This window comes from Pseudomonas sp. MWU13-2100, from assembly GCF_023242365.1.
Classification (GTDB): Bacteria; Pseudomonadota; Gammaproteobacteria; order Pseudomonadales; family Pseudomonadaceae; genus Aquipseudomonas.
Genome location: NZ_JALLIX010000051.1, coordinates 1 through 19,398, shown reverse-complemented (window position 1 = coordinate 19,398; position 19,398 = coordinate 1). Strand labels below are relative to the sequence as shown.

Here is a 19,398-nt window from a genome sequence, read left to right as displayed (position 1 = left end):
TCCCCGGCCGGCTCAGGCCACCGGCCGGAGCCGCTCAAAAAAGCCGGTTGAGGCCATCGTAAGCGGCTACCCGATAGGCTTCGGCCATGGTCGGGTAGTTGAACGTGGTGTTGACGAAGTACTTCAGGGTGTTGTTCTCACCCGGCTGGTTCATGATCGCCTGACCGATGTGCACGATCTCCGAGGCCTGATAGCCGAAACAGTGCACACCCAGCACTTCCAGGGTTTCACGGTGGAACAGGATCTTCAGCATGCCTTGCGGCTCGCCGGCGATCTGCGCCCGGGCCATGCCCTTGAAGAACGCCTTGCCCACTTCGTAAGGCACCTTGGCCTTGGTCAACTCCTGTTCGTTCTTGCCGATCGAACTGATCTCTGGAATGGTGTAGATCCCGGTTGGTACGTCATTGACGAAACGCCAGCTGCCGTTGTCGACAATGCTGCCCGCCGCCGAACGGCCCTGGTCGTGGGCGGCACTGGCCAGGCTCGGCCAGCCGATCACATCGCCGGCGCCATAGATGTTTGGCACGCAGGTGCGATAGTTCTCGTCGACTTCGATCTGGCCACGGCTGTTGACCTTGACCCCGATATTTTCCATGCCCAGCTTGTCAGTGTTGCCGGTACGACCGTTGCACCAGAGCAAGGCGTCGGCCTTGATCTTCTTGCCGGACTTGAGGTGCAGGATCACCCCGTTGTCCAGGCCTTCGACCCGGTCGTACTCCTCGTTGTGGCGCACGGTGATGTTGTTGTTGCTGAAGTGGTAGCTCAACGCCTGGGAAATTTCCGAGTCGAGGAAGCTGAGCAACTGGTCGCGGTTGTCCACCAACTCCACCAACACCCCGAGGCCACTGAAGATCGAGGCGTATTCGCAACCGATGACCCCGGCCCCGTAGATGATCAGCTTGCGCGGCGTGTGACCAAGGCTGAGGATGGTGTCGCTATCGTAGATACGCGGGTGGTGGAAATCGATATCGGCCGGGCGATACGGACGTGAGCCGGTGGCGATGATGATGTGCTTGGCCACCAGTTTCTCGACCACCCCGTTGGAGCAGACCACTTCGATGGTCTGCTCGTCGGCGAAGCTGCCGGTGCCGAAGAACAGGTCGACGCGGTTGCGGGCGTAGAAGCCGGTGCGCGAAGCGACTTGCTTGGCAATGACTTTCTCCGCGCTTTTCAGCACGTCGGGGAAGGAAAACCAACGCGGCTCACCAATGGCCCGGAACATCGGGTTGGTGTTGAACTGCATGATCTGCCGGACCGAGTGACGCAAGGCCTTGGACGGGATAGTCCCCAGGTGGGTGCAGTTACCGCCGACCTGGCGGCGGCTGTCGACCATCGCCACCTTGCGCCCCGCTTTCGCGGCGTTCATTGCCGCGCCTTCACCAGCCGGGCCGGAACCCAGTACCACTACGTCGTAGTTGTAGACAGCCATGCGTACTCCTCAGAACAGGCCGAGGCACCCCTCTGGCACCTGCGGCTAAATCATGTCGCGGCCAGCGACATGAAGGATCAAATCTCGGTGTGCAGTCTATAGAAGCTTCAACGCCGCGCACATTAACCCTTGGTCGCGTCGTAGGCCAGCTTTGCCTGCACTACATGTTATGTCCGTCACCCTTGGCCGGGCGCTCGAACGCCTGATTCGACGGTGTGACGAAACCTGTATCGGCAGGTATCACAAAAAATGCGGCAATCGGGTGTTTCTCCGCGTAATCCCAGCCCAGCCCCCAGGCTCGTAACAAAGCCACGGCAGCCTGTGGATTTGACATATTCTTTAGAAAGGCCCTTTCCGGAGTTGACCATTATGCGTCAGATAATCGCCTCCTTATTGCTGATCTTCAGCGCGCTGACCTGGGCTGGTCCCGCCGAACGCCTGAAGGAAGCGCATTTCCCCAGTCAATGGCGCAGCGGCAGCGAAACCCTCGAACTCAAGGGGCAAACCGTCCTCACCTACCTCTGGGCCGACGTCTATGCCGCCGCGCTGTACAGCGCCCCCGGCATCAGCGCCCGCCAGGCCTTCACCGAACTGCGCGACCAGCGCCTGGAGCTCTATTACTTTCGCGACATTGACCGCAACGACTTGATCAAGGCCGCCACCACCACCCTGCAACGCCAGCAAACAGCCGCCACTCTGGCGCGCCTGAGAGGCAAACTGGACAGCCTGCAACAGAGTTTCAAGGACATTCAGCGGGGTGATCGCTATGCGCTCGACTATCGGGTCGGACACGGGCTGAACCTGGAATGCAACGGTCAGGTGATCTTCAGCAGTCGCGATCCTGAACTGGCCAGGGTGTACTTCGCGATCTGGTTGGCCCCACAAGGCCTGTCGGCGCCGTTACGGGAAACACTGCTGGCACAAAACCCCGATTGAAGCCGTCTAAATCAAGGGTTGTGCCATTTAGCCAGCAAGCTAGGTTTTTTTGTTGCCTGGCGCCCCCAATACACATATCGTTACAAAACTGTTCTGCCAGCGTGCGTATGCCTGAAAGGTTCAGTGAAGACGAGCAGAGACGACGGATTGCTTATAAGACAGATAAAGTGAGTGAAAAAAATGGCCTCAAACACAGGCAAAGGCAAGGCGATCTTTCGCGTTGTCAGCGGCAACTTCCTCGAGATGTTCGACTTCATGGTTTACGGCTTCTATGCCACGGCCATCGCTAAAACCTTCTTCCCCAACGACAGCGCCTTCGCCTCCCTGATGCTCTCGCTGGCCACCTTCGGTGCCGGCTTCCTGATGCGTCCACTGGGTGCGATTTTCCTCGGCGCCTACATTGACCGCCATGGTCGTCGCCAAGGCCTGATCATCACCCTGGCGCTGATGGCCGCGGGTACGGTGCTGATCGCCTGTGTCCCGGGCTATTCGACCCTCGGCGTGGCCGCACCACTGCTGGTACTGCTCGGTCGGCTGCTGCAAGGCTTCTCCGCCGGTGTCGAACTGGGTGGCGTCTCGGTCTACCTGGCCGAGATCTCGACCCCGGGTCGCAAGGGCTTTTTCGTCAGTTGGCAGTCCGCCAGCCAACAGGCAGCGGTGGTCTTCGCCGGCCTGCTGGGTGTGGGCCTCAACCACTGGCTGAGCCCCGAGCAGATGGGTGACTGGGGCTGGCGCGTGCCGTTCCTGGTGGGCTGCATGATCGTTCCGGCGATTTTCATCATTCGTCGCTCGCTGGAAGAGACACCTGAGTTCCAGGCACGCAAACATCGTCCGAACCTGTCGGAAGTGATGCGCTCAATCGGTCAGAACTTCGGCCTGGTGCTGGCAGGCACGGCGCTGGTGATCATGACCACCGTGTCCTTCTACCTGATCACCGCCTACACCCCGACCTTCGGCAAGGCTGAGCTGCATCTGTCGGACTTCGACGCTTTGCTGGTGACCGTGTGCATCGGTCTGTCGAACTTCTTCTGGCTGCCGGTGATGGGTGCGCTGTCTGACAAGATCGGGCGCAAGCCGTTGCTGCTGGCAGCGACCATCCTGGCTATCCTCACGGCGTATCCAGTGCTGTCCTGGCTGGTGGCGGCGCCAAGCTTCAGTCACCTGCTGATTGCCTTGCTGTGGCTGTCGTTCCTCTACGGCTCCTACAACGGTGCCATGGTCGTGGCCCTGACCGAGATCATGCCGGTCGAAGTGCGGACCACCGGCTTCTCCCTGGCCTACAGCCTGGCAACGGCGACCTTCGGCGGTTTTACCCCGGCGGTCTGTACCTACCTGATCCACGTACTGAACAACAAGGCGGCACCGGGCATCTGGCTCAGTGCCGCGGCGGTCCTGGGGCTGATTGCGACCCTGGTGCTGTTCCGTGGCAACAAGCATGAACTGCGCACCGCGCAGATGGCCGTCTCCAGCCGCGGCTGAGCAGACGCCCTCCCCCGAGCAAACGCCTGCCATGCCGGCGCTTGCTGGTCACCTCGCGCGCGGCACGGACGCCGCGCGACGGTCTGCCAAGAGCTCCCTCAAGGCGCCGGCCTTGGCGGTTGTGCCACACGCGGCTCACCGGCGACCTTCAACGACTGGCTCCAGCCTCCTCCCAGGGCCTTGTACAGGTTCACTTGATTGATCTCCCGCGCCAGCTCCAGCTGCGACCATTTCTGCTGTGCCTCGAATAGCGAGCGATGGGCATCCATGGTCGAGAAGTAGCTGTCCATGCCCGCCTCGAACCGCAAGCGCGACTGGCGATAGGCCGCCTGGTAATCCTCCACCAGACGTTTCTGCGCCGCCACCTGGACGAGCATCTCCTGTCGCGCGTTGAGCGCATCGGCGGCCTCGCGAAAGGCATTCTGCACCGTCGCCTCATAGGCTGCGGCCCGGCCATCGAATCGTGCATGCGCGCCATCCACCTGGGCCCGTCGGGCACCAACGTCGATCAGGGTCAGGGAGCCGCTCAGGGCGGTCGACCAGAACTGCGCCGGGGCGCTGAGCAAGTGAGAGAAATCGCCACTCAGGCTGCCCAGCGCCGACGTCAGGGAAAAGGTCGGAAAGTAGGCGCTACGCGCCGCGCCGATGTCCGCATTGGCCGCCCGTAGCAAGGCTTCGGCCGCCATGATGTCAGGGCGCCGGGCCATCAAGGACGACGGCAGCCCGGCAGGCACGTCGGCGGTGGCCAGGGACTCGCCCAACACCCCGCTGGGCAAGAGGGCTTCGGGCACGGGCTGACCGACCAGGACCCGCAGTGCATTCATGTTCTGCGCCACCTGCATGCGATAGGTGTTGATCTGCACCGCCGCGGTGTTGGTTTGCGCGTCGGCCTGGTGCACATCGATCTGCGCGCTGGAGCCCAGGTTGTAGCTCTTGCGCAGCAACTGCCCGTAGTTGTTCTGGGTCTCGTAGGTGGCCTGGGCCAGATCCAGCAGGTTCTGGCTGGCCTTGAGGCTCAACCAGGTACTGGCGACCTCGCCGATCAGCGCCAGCCGGGCCGTCTGGTAATCCGCTTCGGAGGCTTCGAAGCGAGCGCCGGCGGCGCTTCTCTGGCTACGTATACGCCCGAACAGATCCAGTTCGTAGGAGGTGAAGCCGGCTGTCGCCTGGAAGGTATTGGCGATACTGCCCGCGCTGTCGCCTCCGCCCGGCGTGCGCACCAGCGGCGGCAGCTTACTGCGCCCGGCATAGGTATCGATGCCGATCGAGGGGAACAATGCCGACTGTGCCCCGGCATAGCCGGCCCGGGCTTCTTCCACGCTGGCGGCGAACTGGCGCAGGCCGCGATTGTTGTCCAGCGCCAGCTCGATCAGGCTACGCAGCCGCTGATCGATGATAAATCCATGCCAATCGTGATCGAACGCCTCCTTGGCCGCACAGCAGGAGCCTGTCGAGCTGGCCGGCCACTGCTCGTCGATCGGCGCATCGGGCTTTTGGTAGGCGGGCTCCAGCGAACAAGCGCTGAGCAGCAACAGGGACAGCAGACAAGTCGAAGGTACGCAACGGTTCATGATCCACCTCTCTCAACGCAGGCCGAACAAGGCGCGCAAGGGGGAAACCAGGGCGTCCCACAGACCACCACGGGCCCTGGCCACCCGCGACAGGGACTGTTTGCGCAAACGCAGCGCAGCCGGTCGATAACTCGCGAGTCCGTCATAGGACGGGGTCCTGGACATCCGGGAGAATGACGGCAGCGTACGCCGCTCCCCCAACAACGAACGGCGCAACAGGGTGCCAAAGGCCATGGCCGGCTCGGCCTTGCTGGCCACATTGACGCTGGCATCACTGAACAGCCGGGCGATAAGGCGCTGGCGCTGCCCCTCATCAAGGTCGACAAAACGCAACCCCAGGCGATCGGAGCCCTGGTTGCGCATGACCTCCACCCCGAGCCAACCCAGCGAGCGGACCCACACTTGCCCATGCACACCCGGCTTGATCGAGGCGGCCAAGCTGCAAGACAGGCAGACCCCGCTGACCGAAATATCCACCAGTCGCCCCGCAAAGGTTTTCGTCCCCAGGCGCAAGCCAGTGGCTTCATCGGAGGGAAAGCGTTCTTCACCATGCAGCCGCGGCCGGTCAACGCAAGCCACCAGCGTCGCCAGGTTGTAGATCAACGCGACCACGGTCCAGCACAGATTGAACAGCATGTTGCCGTCGAAAGCCGCGGCCGTGGCAATGGCAATGAACGCGCCCACCTGGGAAAACAGGATCAACGCCAGAAAGAATCCGAACAGCTTCCAGTGGATCAGGGTTCGGGTGCGATCGAGGCCTTTGGCGGTCACTTTGAAAGGGCGACCGAAGGGACGAATCATCGCACTGGCAATCGTCGCGGTGACCGCCAGGGACGCGACGATCTGCGTGACTTCGGTGAACACCGGCAGGGTTCGGCGGGCCGTGACCCAGGTGCCATAGCCCCAGAAGGCGATCAGCGCAGGCATGCCAAAGGCCAGGAAATCCGCGGGCTTGGCATAGAATCCGGCAATCCCGAAGTACCAATAGAGCACTGGGGACACCAGCAACATCAGGATGAAAGGCTTGGAGAACCAGTGCATCAGACCATGCAGGTAGTGCAGACGGTCATTGAGACTGTAGCCACGGCCACGCAAGGGTCCCTCCTTCAATAACGCCACCTGGAGGGTCCCCAGGCACCAGCGCGCACGCTGGTTGATGTACTCGGTCAAACCCTCGGCCGACAAGCCGATGGATAACCGTTCGTTGAGCCAGCGGGTCACATAGCCTTGTTGCAGCAGACGGCAGGTGGTGTAGATATCCTCGCAGACCGAGCCGGTGGGGAAACCGCCGATGCGGGTAATCAGGTCGCGCCGTACCACAAAGGAGGTGCCCACGCAAAACGCTGCGTCCCAGCCGTCCTTGGCCGGCTGGAAGACATCGAAGAAGACGCGCTGCTCGTCCACCCAGCAGTCGGACGAGCCGAGGTTGTGCTGGATCGGATCCGGGTTGTAGTAGAACTGCGGGGTCTGTACCAGGCCCACCCGTGGATCCTCGAACAACCCGAGGATGCGCATCAGGATCGGTTGCTGAGCGGCGAAGTCGGCGTCCAGCACCAGGATGTACGGCGCGTTGCTGCTGGCCGCCGACTGGCGCAGTCCATTGTTCAGGTTGCCGGCCTTGGCGTGGGTATTGTCCGCACGCCGGGCGTATTGCACCCCGACCTCGGCGCAATAGTCGCGCAACCAGTCGCGCCGGGTATCGTCCAGCACCCAGACAGTGAAGTTGGGGTAGTCGATGGCCTGGGCGGCAAGAATGGTTTTCTCGAGGATCTCCAGGCCTTCGTTGTACGTGGCGATAAACACATCCACCGCCGGCACGTCGTTCCCGGCCGCCCGCAGGCGGCGCTCGCCGGCATCGGCACTGGCCTGGTGATCGCTGCGACAGAGCATGACGACAATGGAAAACAACGTATAACCAATGGCCATCATCTCGAAAAACAGAAAGCTGTAGGCCCAGACCACGGCAAATCCGTCCTGGCCGTCGGGTAAGGTGTCGCGGATGCGCCAGGCGGCGTAATTGATCAGCAACACTGCGGTGATCGCCCCAAAGCCGGCCCGGGCTCCCCATTGCTCGCGCCGGGTCAGGCAACTGAAGAGAATCACGACAGCCAGGGTCCAGAAATTGATTTGCACAAGCTGCAACGGGTCGAGTACCTGCATGTCAGTTCGCCTCTTGAGCGCCGGTAAAGGGATTGACGCCGGTGGCCGCGATAGCAGCCCATGCCGTGGCGCCCAGATGAGGCAGGTGGTAGTAGAAGAAATCGTTGCTCGGCGAATCCGGACCGATAGCCAGCCCGGTGCTGATTTGCGCCTGCGGCGTCGCGAACAGCCAACCGTGACCGGCCTGCAATGCCAACAACACCGGCCACAAGGGCTGGGCCCGGTCGGGCAGACCACTCAGGCGCGCCACCGCCGCGGCCTGGGCGGTGCCCTCGGTCCAGACGCCGTCGGGGTTGCGGTTGAACCCATAGCCGTCGGCGAAACGGTGGCTTTGATCGACAAAGGCAAACACCCGACGCCAGTCCCGCGGCGGATCGGGAACCGCCAGCAACGGCCAGAGCTGCGCGTCCAGCCCTGAGCGCAGGCGATCCGAGGTTCGTCCATCCTCGCCGGTGCCAATCAGGAAACGCCCCTCACCGTCATCCCACTGACTTTGCACGAAGCCCAGGGCAACCTGCGCCTGGCGCCGCGCATTCGGGTCCGCTGCCAAGCGGTCGAACGCGGTCCAGGCAGCTATCAGGTCGACATTGTGCTCGGTGGACTTCCAACCTTGCCGCACCTGCCGGTTGAAATAGCCATAGGCGCCACCACTGAAGCCCGGGGGGGCCTGGGTGTCGTAGGTGTTCTGCTGGACCCAGTGCAGCACCCGGCGTGCCGCGGCAAGATAGGACGGCTCGGCGGTCTGGCGGTAAGCCTCAAGCAGCGCGAGCGCCCCCCAGGCCTGATTGCCGGTGGCACTGCTGACCTGATAGGCATCCTGACTCCAGGCATTGCGCTCAGTGCTCCAATACCCCGACAAGCCCATGGCCTGGCCCTTGATCGGACCGGCCGCATAGGCATTGCGCAGACGCCCGTCAGCGTACTCGGGGTCATGCTCCACGGCGAACGCCAGGGCATCGGCCAACCGGCGAGCGGACTGCGCCTTGCCACAGGCAAACAAGGCGATGCTGGCCAGGGCGTTGTCATAGGTGAAGGCCACCCCGCGCAGGGCCAATATTGCCGGAGGTTGTCCGTCCAGGGTCGGATAGCTGGTCAGCAGCACCGGATCGGTACCAGGATAAGCCCGTACCGCCCGCTCCAATGCCCCACAGGTGTCCGTCGCCAGTTGCACCCGGGGCGGCACCGCCCAGGCCGCCTGCCCGACGCCCAGCAGCACCCCGCCGACTAACCAGGCCACGCCGCGCCAGCGGCTCATTTCCCCGCCACCTCGGCGGAAGCCCAGAGCCCGGGCTTGCACACCATGCTTCGTTGCCTGTCACTGAGATTCGCGGCGAAGGTGGCGACCACATACACGGAGTTCTGCTCGGCGTAGGGGAAAGGTACGCTGTACGTTCCCGGCTGCAGGTCGGATGAGTGGGACAACAGTTGCTCGACCTTGGCCGTCAGCGGCTCGTCCAGGCCACGAATACTCACCTTCAACACGGTGTCACGATCGATTTTGCTCGCCACACGCTCGGGAAACACCGCAACGACGTAGCTTTCCCCGCAATTGGTCGCGCGTACCAGGGTCGAACCGGCACGTACCAACGTGCCTTGGGGCGCTACCACTTCCTGGACCGTCCCGGCGGAATAGGCCACCACGTCATATCCGGACATCAGCTTGATCCGGCTGTTTTCCGCCTCGATCAACCCGTCGAGCTTTTGCAGCTCCTGCTGCACCGCGGACCGGTTGCGCTCCTGATTGTCCAGGCTCAGCTTCAAGGTGACCAAATGCGAGCTGAGGTCGAACATGCGCAACTGATCCGGGTCCAGGTACACCTGCTGGTTGGCCGCGCTAAGATCGCCATTGCTGATACCCAACTGAGACTTGACTGTCTCCGCGGCGCCCTGCAACGAGGCCAACTGGGCTTTCGACGAGTCGACCAAGGCATTACTGACCGCTCCCTGGCGGAACAACTCGAGATTGCGCTCTACTGTTTCTTCAGCCTCTTTCAAGCGCGCGCTGGCGGCGTAATTTTCGGCGCGCAGGGCTTTCTGGCCGAACAACTGGCGGGTACGGAAAGCCGACTGGTATTGCTGGCTGCTTTTCTCCAGCGCCTGGTAGTACTGCTGGTCGTGTTCGAACTGGCTGAGGGATGCTGACAACTCCTGCTCCAGGCTCAAGCGCCGGGTTTGCAATGTCAACAACGTGTCTTGATTGGCCCGGGGGTTTTCCACCACGGCCACCTTCTGCCCCTGGACAAAAGAGGCCCCCGACTTGATCTCGAGGGAACTCACGACACCATCGATGGGGGTGGTCAGCAGAATCACCGGCGCATTGAGAATGGCCCGGGTGGCCGACGTCGATAGCAACGGCATGAACAAGGTCGACAGCAACAACCATAGGATGAAGACCAGAATGCCCACACCCACCAACCGGGGTAACAGGGACAATGGAAAGTGCCTTGTGCGCTCTTCGGTCATGTCAGGTTCTCCCGATAGGGCATGAAGACATTCATTCTCAACAAGCAGCCAATAGCCGCACGTTATCGTGAAAGGCATAAAGCAGTGTTGCCAGCAAAGATGTCCCATCATCAGGCCACGACTTGATCGGCCCGACTTAGTTGGTTTCTTAGTGTTGTGAGCAGGAATGATATTCCTGTCTTTTTGGAAGTTGGCATCCGCTCATAGTGACCACTTATCCACTATTTATGTTGCCTGTTTATTACTGAAAGGAAGCTCGCGGACTTCACCCCGGCCTGATGGCTAAATACAGGCCTTTTGATAGCTAGTTCCCGGCAAGCTCGGGTGTTGTCAGAGGCGACACTAAGTTGGGTCTTTTCCAGTGTCAAGCGCCCAGACACAAACATTTTAATGGCGCCAATTATATAGCGCCTCGAAAGAATGGATCCATTAGATGAGCGCCCGCAACGCGTGATCCGCAACTGATTATTTTCCCTGGGATTTTTAATTCATCGAAAAATAAAATTAAAAACCCTTCTATATGGATATCGCTCCAACTGAACAACTTACCAGATGAAAGCGATATAAAACATCGATCCACTCAGCACATCAACACAGTCTTCGCGACAAGTCCATTACACACTTGGCACAATGAAAAACGCCCCGACAAGTCGGGGCGTTTTCATGTGCAACGAGTGCTTAGCGCGGGAACGCAGGTGGGTTGACCCCAGCCATGTCTTCCATCACGCGGACCACCTGACAGCTGTAACCGAACTCGTTGTCGTACCAGACGTACAGCACAACACGGTTGTCGTTGCAGATGGTCGCTTCGGCGTCGACCACACCGGCGTGGCGCGAACCGACGAAGTCGGTGGAGACCACTTCCTGGGAATTGACGAAGTCGATCTGCTTGTGCAGGTCCGAATGCAGCGCCATGTAGCGCAGGTACTCGTTCATCTCTTCGCGGGTGGTGGCTTTCTCGAGGTTCAGGTTGAGAATGGCCATCGACACGTTCGGCGTCGGCACACGGATAGCATTGCCGGTCAGCTTGCCGGCCAGCTCAGGCAGGGCCTTGGCTGCAGCGGTGGCGGCACCGGTCTCGGTGATCACCATGTTCAGCGCGGCACTGCGTCCACGACGATTGCCCTTGTGGAAGTTGTCGATCAGGTTCTGGTCGTTAGTGTACGAGTGAACCGTTTCAACGTGACCGTTAAGGATGCCGAACTTGTCGTTGACCGCCTTGAGCACCGGCACGATGGCGTTGGTGGTGCAGGACGCCGCGGAAACGATCTTGTCCTCGGCGGTGATTTCGCCGTGGTTGATCCCGTGCACGATGTTCTTCAGCTTACCCTTGCCCGGTGCGGTCAGAACAACGCGATCGATACCCGGGCAGGTCAGGTGCTGGCCCAGGCCGTCGGCATCACGCCATACACCAGTGTTGTCCACCAGCAAGGCGTTCTTGATGCCGTACTGGGTGTAGTCCACCTCGGTCGGGTTCTTCGCGTAGATGACCTGGATCAGGTTACCGTTGGCGGTGATGGTGTTGTTTTCTTCGTCGATGGTGATGGTGCCGTTGAAGGAACCATGCACCGAATCGCGACGCAGCAGGCTGGCGCGCTTGGTCAGGTCGTTCTCGGCCCCCTTGCGCACAACGATGGCACGCAGGCGCAGGCCGTCGCCGCCACCGGTTTTCTCGATCAGGATACGGGCCAGCAGGCGACCGATACGACCGAAACCGTACAGCACCACGTCAGTGCCCTTGCGGCCGGCGGCGCTTTGCTGGCCAACTACATCGGCCAGTTCTTCGCGAACGAACTGCTCGGCGCTGCGGCCATTGCCTTGCGCCTTGAATTTCACGGCCAGCTTGCCCAGATCCACCGAAGCGGCACCCAGCTTGAGCTCGCTCATCGCCTTGAGCAGCGGGAAAGTCTCGTGGACGGACAGTTCGACATCATCGCTCTGACGATGGCGAGCAAAGCGGTGAGCCTTGAGAATCGCGATGACAGACTGGTTGATCAGGCTGCGGCCATAGATCGAACTCACCACATTGTTATTGCGGTAGAGCTGACCGATAAGCGGGATCATCGCTTCTGCAAGCGCTTCACGATCAATCCACTCACCAAGACACTGGTCGGGCTTCTGAGTCACGGGAACCTTCCACATGTAGGGGCTGAAAAAAGGGGCTACATTATGCCGCCGAGTGGCCCTGCGAGCAATGCGCGGCTGTCGTACACGGGCCAAGAAAAAACCTTTTTTAAAAAGTGCACCCCGCGCCAGCCCAGTAAACACGCGGCTTGCAGCAAGGCACGGAATGAGCGCTGATTGGCGACTTGTCCGTAACCCTCCAAAACATCCGGCCAATACGGCACTACATAATGGGTTGAAAAGCGCTATTTCTTGTCATAGCCACTACATTTCCCTCATTGCGTAATAGAAACAGTCTGCAACTGACAGGCGGCACCCAGGACCGTTACAATTACCGACTTTGTCGCAACGCTTGGAGCTCAACCTTCCGTGCCCGTTCTGCGTCTACCGCTTCTCCCTGCCGCGGCAGGTAAACAGCACTGGGGCAATCTCCCCGGTGCCGCCCTGAGCCTGGCCATTGCCGAGGCTGCCAGCGCTGCCAAGCGCTTCACCCTGCTACTGACCGCCGACAGCCAAAGCGCCGAACGGCTCGAACAGGAGCTGAGCTTCTTCGCCCCCGACTTGCCGGTGCTGCATTTCCCGGACTGGGAAACCCTGCCCTACGATCTGTTTTCGCCGCACCAGGACATCATCTCCCAGCGCATTGCCAGCCTTTATCGACTGCCGGAGCTGGCCCATGGCGTGCTGGTCGTACCGATCACCACCGCCCTGCACCGCCTGGCCCCGACCAAGTTCCTGCTGGGCAGCAGCCTGGTGCTGGATATCGGCCAGAAGCTCGATGTCGAGCAGATGCGTACACGACTGGAGGCCACGGGCTACCGCTGCGTCGACACGGTCTACGAACATGGTGAGTTCGCCGTGCGCGGCGCCCTGATCGACCTGTTCCCGATGGGCAGCAAGCTGCCGTACCGCATCGACCTGTTCGACGACGAGATCGAGACGCTGCGCACCTTCGACCCGGAAAACCAGCGCTCCATCGACAAGGTCGATTCGGTACGCCTGCTACCGGCCAAGGAGTTTCCCCTGCAGAAAGAGGCGGTCACCCGCTTCAAGGCACGCTTTCGCGAACGCTTCGACGTCGACTTCCGCCGCTGCCCGATCTTCCAGGACCTCAACAGCGGGATCACCCCCGCCGGTATCGAGTACTACTTGCCGCTGTTCTTCGAGGAAACCTCGACCCTGTTCGACTACCTGCCCCAGGACACCCAGGTGTTCTCCCTGCCGGGCATCGAACAGGCGGCGGAAAACTTCTGGAACGATGTGCGCAACCGCTACGAGGAACGCCGTGTCGATCCGACCCGACCACTGCTGCCACCGGCCGAGCTGTTCCTGCCGGTGGAAGACTGCTTCGCCCGCCTGAAAAACTGGCCACGGGTGGTCGCCAGCCAGCAGGACGTGGAAACCGGCATCGGCCGTGAACGCTTTCCGGCCCGCGAACTGCCGAACCTGGCGATCGAGGCCAAGGCCAACCAGCCGCTGGCGGCGCTCTCCGCCTTCCTCGATGAGTTTCCCGGCCGCGTGCTGTTCACCGCCGAATCCGCCGGGCGCCGGGAAGTCCTGCTGGAACTGCTTGAACGCCTGAAGCTGCGCCCCAAGACCGTCGACAGCTGGCCGGACTTTGTCGCCGGCAAGGAGCGCCTGGCGATCACCATCGCGCCGCTGGACGAAGGCCTGGTGCTGGACGACCCGGCACTGGCGCTGGTGGCCGAAAGCCCGCTGTTCGGTCAGCGCGTGATGCAGCGCCGGCGCCGGGAAAAACGCGCCGACGCCAACAACGACGCGGTGATCAAGAACCTCACCGAGCTGCGCGAAGGCGCGCCGGTGGTGCATATCGACCACGGTGTCGGCCGCTACCTGGGCCTGGCGACCCTGGAGATCGACAACCAGATCGCCGAGTTCCTCACCCTGGCCTACGCCGAGGGCGCCAAACTCTACGTGCCGGTGGCCAACCTGCACCTGATCGCCCGCTACACCGGCAGCGACGACGCCCTCGCCCCGCTGCACCGCCTGGGTTCGGAAACCTGGCAGAAAGCCAAGCGCAAGGCCGCCGAACAGGTGCGCGACGTCGCCGCCGAACTGCTCGATATCTATGCCCGCCGCGCCGCCCGCGAAGGTTATGCCTTCGCCGACCCGAAAGCCGACTACGCAACCTTCAGCGCCGGCTTCCCGTTCGAGGAAACCCCGGACCAGCAGACCACCATCGACGCCGTGCGCGCCGATATGCTCGCGCCCAAGCCGATGGACCGCCTGGTCTGCGGCGACGTCGGCTTCGGCAAGACCGAAGTGGCCATGCGCGCGGCCTTTATCGCTGTGCACGGCGGCAAGCAGGTGGCGATCCTGGTACCCACCACCCTGCTCGCCCAGCAGCACTACAACAGCTTCCGCGATCGCTTCGCCGACTGGCCGGTGAGCGTGGAGGTGATGAGCCGCTTCAAATCCACCAAGGAAGTCAACGCCGCGGTGGCGGACCTCGCCGAAGGCAAGATCGACATCGTTATCGGCACCCACAAGCTGCTGCAGGACGATGTGAAGATCAAGAACCTGGGCCTGGTGATCATCGACGAGGAACACCGGTTCGGTGTGCGCCAGAAAGAACAGCTCAAGGCCCTGCGCAGCGAAGTCGACATCCTCACCCTGACCGCCACGCCGATCCCGCGTACGCTGAACATGGCAGTATCGGGCATGCGTGACCTGTCGATCATCGCCACCCCGCCGGCACGCCGGCTGTCGGTGCGCACCTTCGTCATGGAGCAGAACAAGAGTACGGTCAAGGAGGCCCTGCTCCGCGAGCTGCTGCGCGGCGGCCAGGTCTACTACCTGCACAACGATGTGAAGACCATCGAGAAATGCGCCGCCGACCTCGCCGAACTGGTGCCGGAAGCGCGCATCGGCATCGGCCACGGGCAGATGCGCGAGCGCGAACTCGAACAGGTGATGAGCGACTTCTACCACAAGCGCTTCAACGTGCTGATCGCCTCGACTATCATCGAGACCGGCATCGACGTGCCGAGTGCCAACACCATTATCATCGAGCGCGCTGACAAGTTCGGCCTGGCCCAGTTGCACCAGTTGCGTGGCCGGGTCGGGCGCAGTCACCACCAGGCCTATGCCTACCTGCTGACCCCGGGTCGCCAGCAGATCACGCCCGACGCGGAAAAGCGCCTGGAGGCCATCGCCAATACCCAGGACCTCGGTGCCGGCTTCGTGCTCGCCACCAACGACCTGGAAATCCGTGGCGCCGGCGAACTCCTGGGCGACGGCCAGAGCGGGCAGATCCAGGCGGTCGGATTCACCCTGTACATGGAAATGCTCGAACGCGCGGTCAAGGCCATTCGCAAGGGCGAGCAACCCAACCTCGACCAGCCCCTGGGCGGTGGTCCGGAAATCAACCTGCGCCTGCCGGCGCTGATCCCCGAAGACTACCTGCCGGACGTGCACGCCCGGCTGATCCTCTACAAGCGCATCGCCTCGGCGTCCGACGAAGAGGGCCTCAAGGACCTGCAAGTGGAAATGATCGACCGCTTCGGCCTGCTGCCGGAACCGACCAAGAACCTGGTGCGCCTGACCCTGCTCAAACTGCAGGCCGAGCAGTTGGGCATCAAGAAAGTCGACGGTGGTCCGCAAGGTGGGCGCATCGAGTTCGCCGCGGACACCCCGGTCGATCCGCTGGCGCTGATCAAGCTGATCCAGGGCCAGCCCAACCGCTACAAATTCGAAGGTGCCACCCTGTTCAAGTTCATGGTACCGATGGAACGTGCGGAAGAACGCTTTAATACACTGGAGGCGCTGTTCGAACGCCTCACCCCGAAAACTGCCTGAAGGACGCCGTATGCGCCTGATACCCTCGCTGGCCTTGTTGTTGGTCCTGATCGCCCCGGCGGCGTTGGCCGACGAGTTGTATCAGATCGAAATGATCCTGATCCGACAGAACCTGGAGCAACCCTTCCAGAGCCAACCGGCGCCCGAGGATTGGGCCAAGGGGGCCAAGCCGGTCACCGCCGACCAGGAACGCACCCCCAGCCTCAACGAGATGACCGCCAAACTCGGCGCCAGCGGCAACTACGAGGTGCTGCTGCACAGGGCTTGGCAACAACCTCTGAGCGACCAGCCGAGCCTGGTTTCGATCACCGAAGGCCAGGAACAGTTCGGCCAGTTCCCGGTGCAGGGCACGCTGAGTTTCACCCTCAAGCGCTTCACCGACGTGCAAGCGCAGTTCTGGGTCAACCAGTTCGACAAGAACGGCGTGGTCAGTGCCAGCGAACGCCTGAACCAGACCAGCCAGACCAAGAACGGCCAACTCAACTTCCTCGATGCCGGCCACCTCGCCCTGCTGCTCAAGGTGACCTCACTCGCCGCATCGAAACGCGAAGCGCCGTCACAGAATCTCGACCAGTGAACGTCCGATGCCCTCGTCCCTGACGCCCGCCCTGACGAAACCGCTCGCCGCGTCCTGGGTCAGTCGCTTCAAGGAACAGAGCCTGGAACGGGGCCGGCGCTACGCCCTGGAAAACCGCGTGAGGATCGTCCAGGCCGGTGACAGCACCATTATCGCCAGTTGCGAAGGCTCGGGCGGTAATACCTACCGCCAGACCATTCACCTGCGCGAGTCCGCCAAAGGCACGCTGCTGGTGGTCGACGCCACCTGTACCTGCCCGGTGCGCAACTGCTGCAAGCACACCGCCGCGGTATTGCTGCAAGTCCAGGAAACCCTGGCCTACCCGGCGGCGGAAAAGGACGCCCAATTGCTGGAAAAACTCCAGGCCGTGCTGGATGCGCGCACGCCGTCGCCCTTGCCGCAACAGCGTATCGATGACCTGATGCCGGTGCCGCGCCTGTGGCTGGCAAGCATCGAGTTCAGCGCCTTCGAGCCGCGCAACGGGCGGATGCAACGTTATATCCAGCACCGCGCGGCCCTCTCCTTCGACTACCTGGGCGAGTACGTCAGCGGGCAGAAAAACGCCGATATCATCCTGCGCCAGGAGCACCAGAGCCTGCGCATCAAGCGCCAGCTTGAAGCGGAAAAAGCCTGTCGCGAGCAATTGCGCCTGCTGGGATTCAAGATCGCCACGCGCCAGAGCAAGGCGTTGCCGGAAAGTGCCGGCGAACTGTTCGAAATGGTCAATGACAGCGCCTGGCTGAACTTCACCCTCAACGAACTGCCAGACCTGCGCGCCCAAGGCTGGGAATTGCAGATCGAGGACGACTTCGGTTTCGACCTCAGCCCCGTGGAGGACTGGTACGCCACGGTCGACGAAGCCCCCGAACGCGACTGGTTCGACCTGGAATTGGGGATTATCGTCAACGGTGAGCGCCTGAGCCTGCTGCCGATCCTGCTGAACCTGGTGCGTTCGCATACCGAACTGCTCAACCCCGAGCGCCTGGCCCGGCGCCGCGACGACGAACTGATTCTGGTGAATATACCGGCCTCCCCCGGCGGCAGCCACGGGCCACTCCAGGTCGCCTTGCCCTATGGACGCCTGCGGCCGGTGCTGAACACCCTGGGCGAGTTCTACCTGCAAGAGCCCGGCACCACTCGCCTGCGCCTGAGCCATGCCGATGCGACCCGGCTCAACCCGCTGGACGAGCTGTCGCTGCTCTGGGAAGGCGGCGAACAGATCCGTGGCTTCGCCCAGCGGCTGCGGGATATCCGCGACTACAGCGCGACGCTCCCCGAAGGTCTCAACGCCACGCTGCGCCCGTATCAGCACGAGGGCCTGAGCTGGATGCAATCGCTCAGGCAACTGGAAGTCGGCGGCATCCTGGCCGATGACATGGGCCTGGGCAAAACCTTGCAGACCCTGGCCCACATCCTCAGCGAAAAGCAGGCCGGGCGCCTGGACCGCCCCTGCATGGTGGTGATGCCGACCAGCCTGATTCCCAACTGGCTGGACGAGGCCGCGCATTTCACCCCGCAGCTCAAGGTGCTGGCGCTGTACGGCGCCGGGCGCAAGAAGCATTTCGAGCAATTGCAGGATTACGACCTGCTGCTCACCACCTATGCCCTGCTGCCCAAGGATATTGAACTGCTCAAGGCCCAACCGCTGCATGTGCTGGTCCTCGACGAGGCGCAGTACATCAAGAACCCCGGCAGCAAGGCCGCCCAGGCCGCCCGCGAGCTGGATGCGCGACAACGCCTGTGCCTGAGCGGCACGCCGCTGGAAAACCACCTGGGCGAGCTCTGGTCGCTGTTTCACTTCCTGCTGCCGGGCTGGCTGGGCGACGTCAAGAGCTTCAACCGCGACTATCGGACGCCGATTGAAAAACACGCCAGCGAAGTCCGCCTGCAACACCTCAACGGCCGGATCAAACCCTTCCTGCTGCGCCGCACCAAGGAACAGGTGGCCACCGAACTGCCACCGAAGACCGAGATCATCCACTGGGTCGAACTCAACGAGGCCCAGCGCGATGTCTACGAGACCATGCGCCTGGCCATGGACAAGAAGGTCCGCGCCGAGATCACCCGCAAGGGCGTGGCCCGCAGCCAGATCATCATCCTCGAGGCGCTGCTCAAGCTGCGTCAGGTCTGCTGCGACCTGCGCCTGGTCAACGACGCGCCCTTGCCGGCACGCGGCAGCGCCTCCGGCAAGCTCGACAGCCTGATGGAGATGCTTGATGAGCTGTTCGACGAGGGGCGGCGGATCCTGCTGTTCTCGCAGTTCACCTCGATGCTGTCGCTGATCGAGGTCGAATTGCGTAAACGCGGGGTGGCGTATGCGCTGCTGACCGGACAGACCCGCGACCGGCGCACGCCGGTCAAGGACTTCCAGAGCGGCAAGTTGCAGATTTTCCTGATCAGCCTCAAGGCCGGCGGCGTGGGGCTGAACCTCACCGAAGCCGACACGGTGATCCACTACGATCCGTGGTGGAACCCGGCCGCCGAACACCAGGCCACCGACCGCGCCTATCGGATCGGCCAGGAGAAGCCGGTATTCGTCTACAAGATGATTGCCCGTGGCACGGTGGAGGAAAAGATCCAGCACCTGCAACGGGAAAAATCGGACCTGGCCGCGGGGGTGCTCGACGGTCGCCAGGCGGGCGATTGGCAGTTGCAGAACGACGATATCGAAGCGCTGTTCGCACCGCTGCCAGACAACAAAATCGGCGGCTGACCCTCTGTAGGAGCTGACTTGTCGGGGCGCCGCAGCGCCGCGAAGCTATTGGTGGCCTCAAGGGCCTCTTCGCGGATAAATCCGGCTCCCACAATCTGCGGGGCGAATCGAACGTTCACATACAACC

11 protein-coding genes are annotated in these 19,398 nt (G+C 62.1%); 5 read left to right on the top strand and 6 right to left on the bottom strand.

Going from position 1 to position 19,398, the window contains the following annotated elements; translation table 11 throughout:
- Positions 1–34: 34 nt before the first annotated feature.
- On the bottom strand, positions 35–1,429 hold the full coding sequence (gene sthA, locus M5B99_RS25970; protein WP_248806734.1) for a Si-specific NAD(P)(+) transhydrogenase: 1,395 nt from the start codon (positions 1,427–1,429) through the stop codon (positions 35–37).
- Positions 1,430–1,798: 369 nt separating this feature from the next.
- On the opposite strand from sthA, the gene M5B99_RS25965 reads away from it, so the two are divergent.
- Together M5B99_RS25965 and M5B99_RS25960 are read left to right on the top strand one after the other, a co-directional pair.
- Positions 1,799–2,365, top strand: coding sequence for a chalcone isomerase family protein (locus tag M5B99_RS25965; RefSeq protein WP_248806733.1), 567 nt, complete (start codon positions 1,799–1,801; stop codon positions 2,363–2,365).
- 180 nt (positions 2,366–2,545) lie between these two features.
- Positions 2,546–3,844 carry an MFS transporter gene (locus tag M5B99_RS25960; RefSeq protein ID WP_248806732.1) on the top strand — a complete coding sequence of 433 codons (1,299 nt, stop codon included), beginning with the start codon at positions 2,546–2,548 and terminating at the stop codon, positions 3,842–3,844.
- Positions 3,845–3,942: 98 nt separating this feature from the next.
- On the opposite strand, the gene M5B99_RS25955 is transcribed toward M5B99_RS25960, so the two are convergent.
- From M5B99_RS25955 to M5B99_RS25935, 5 genes are all read right to left on the bottom strand, one after another.
- Entirely contained in the window at positions 3,943–5,415 is a 1,473-nt protein-coding gene (locus tag M5B99_RS25955; protein ID WP_248806731.1) for an efflux transporter outer membrane subunit, read from the bottom strand.
- A gap of 12 nt (positions 5,416–5,427) precedes the next feature.
- A complete protein-coding gene (locus M5B99_RS25950) occupies positions 5,428–7,575 on the bottom strand; it encodes a glycosyltransferase family 2 protein (protein ID WP_248806730.1) in 2,148 nt (715 codons plus the stop codon).
- Position 7,576: 1 nt separating this feature from the next.
- Positions 7,577–8,830, bottom strand: coding sequence for a hypothetical protein (locus M5B99_RS25945; RefSeq protein ID WP_248806729.1), 1,254 nt, complete (start codon positions 8,828–8,830; stop codon positions 7,577–7,579).
- Positions 8,827–10,038 (bottom strand): HlyD family secretion protein, encoded by a 1,212-nt coding sequence (locus tag M5B99_RS25940; RefSeq protein ID WP_248806728.1) that lies wholly within the window; start codon positions 10,036–10,038, stop codon positions 8,827–8,829. The genes M5B99_RS25945 and M5B99_RS25940 overlap by 4 nt, the downstream gene beginning before the upstream one ends.
- A gap of 678 nt (positions 10,039–10,716) precedes the next feature.
- Positions 10,717–12,180 (bottom strand): glyceraldehyde-3-phosphate dehydrogenase, encoded by a 1,464-nt coding sequence (locus M5B99_RS25935; protein WP_248806727.1) that lies wholly within the window; start codon positions 12,178–12,180, stop codon positions 10,717–10,719.
- 351 nt (positions 12,181–12,531) lie between these two features.
- Between M5B99_RS25935 and mfd the strand changes: the two genes are divergently transcribed.
- From mfd to M5B99_RS25920, 3 genes are read left to right on the top strand one after another with little or no spacing between them, the layout of a single operon-like run.
- A complete protein-coding gene (mfd, locus tag M5B99_RS25930) occupies positions 12,532–15,981 on the top strand; it encodes a transcription-repair coupling factor (RefSeq protein WP_248806726.1) in 3,450 nt (1,149 codons plus the stop codon).
- 10 nt (positions 15,982–15,991) lie between these two features.
- The gene (locus tag M5B99_RS25925) at positions 15,992–16,558 is read left to right on the top strand and encodes a CsiV family protein (RefSeq protein ID WP_248806725.1); all 567 of its coding nucleotides are present in this window, start codon (positions 15,992–15,994) and stop codon (positions 16,556–16,558) included.
- 7 nt (positions 16,559–16,565) lie between these two features.
- Entirely contained in the window at positions 16,566–19,271 is a 2,706-nt protein-coding gene (locus M5B99_RS25920) for a DEAD/DEAH box helicase (RefSeq protein WP_412548762.1), read from the top strand.
- The last annotated feature ends 127 nt before the right edge of the window (positions 19,272–19,398 follow it).

What these genes read in the sequence shown, in the direction of transcription:
- M5B99_RS25920 (WP_412548762.1), top strand. Translation starts at nt 16,566, where the DNA reads ATGCCCTCGTCCCTGACGCCCGCCCTGACGAAACCGCTCGCCGCGTCC.
- sthA (WP_248806734.1), bottom strand. Translation starts at nt 1,429, where the DNA reads ATGGCTGTCTACAACTACGACGTAGTGGTACTGGGTTCCGGCCCGGCT.
- M5B99_RS25950 (WP_248806730.1), bottom strand. Translation starts at nt 7,575, where the DNA reads ATGCAGGTACTCGACCCGTTGCAGCTTGTGCAAATCAATTTCTGGACC.
- M5B99_RS25965 (WP_248806733.1), top strand. Translation starts at nt 1,799, where the DNA reads ATGCGTCAGATAATCGCCTCCTTATTGCTGATCTTCAGCGCGCTGACC.
- M5B99_RS25945 (WP_248806729.1), bottom strand. Translation starts at nt 8,830, where the DNA reads ATGAGCCGCTGGCGCGGCGTGGCCTGGTTAGTCGGCGGGGTGCTGCTG.
- M5B99_RS25925 (WP_248806725.1), top strand. Translation starts at nt 15,992, where the DNA reads ATGCGCCTGATACCCTCGCTGGCCTTGTTGTTGGTCCTGATCGCCCCG.
- M5B99_RS25960 (WP_248806732.1), top strand. Translation starts at nt 2,546, where the DNA reads ATGGCCTCAAACACAGGCAAAGGCAAGGCGATCTTTCGCGTTGTCAGC.
- M5B99_RS25955 (WP_248806731.1), bottom strand. Translation starts at nt 5,415, where the DNA reads ATGAACCGTTGCGTACCTTCGACTTGTCTGCTGTCCCTGTTGCTGCTC.
- M5B99_RS25935 (WP_248806727.1), bottom strand. Translation starts at nt 12,180, where the DNA reads ATGTGGAAGGTTCCCGTGACTCAGAAGCCCGACCAGTGTCTTGGTGAG.
- M5B99_RS25940 (WP_248806728.1), bottom strand. Translation starts at nt 10,038, where the DNA reads ATGACCGAAGAGCGCACAAGGCACTTTCCATTGTCCCTGTTACCCCGG.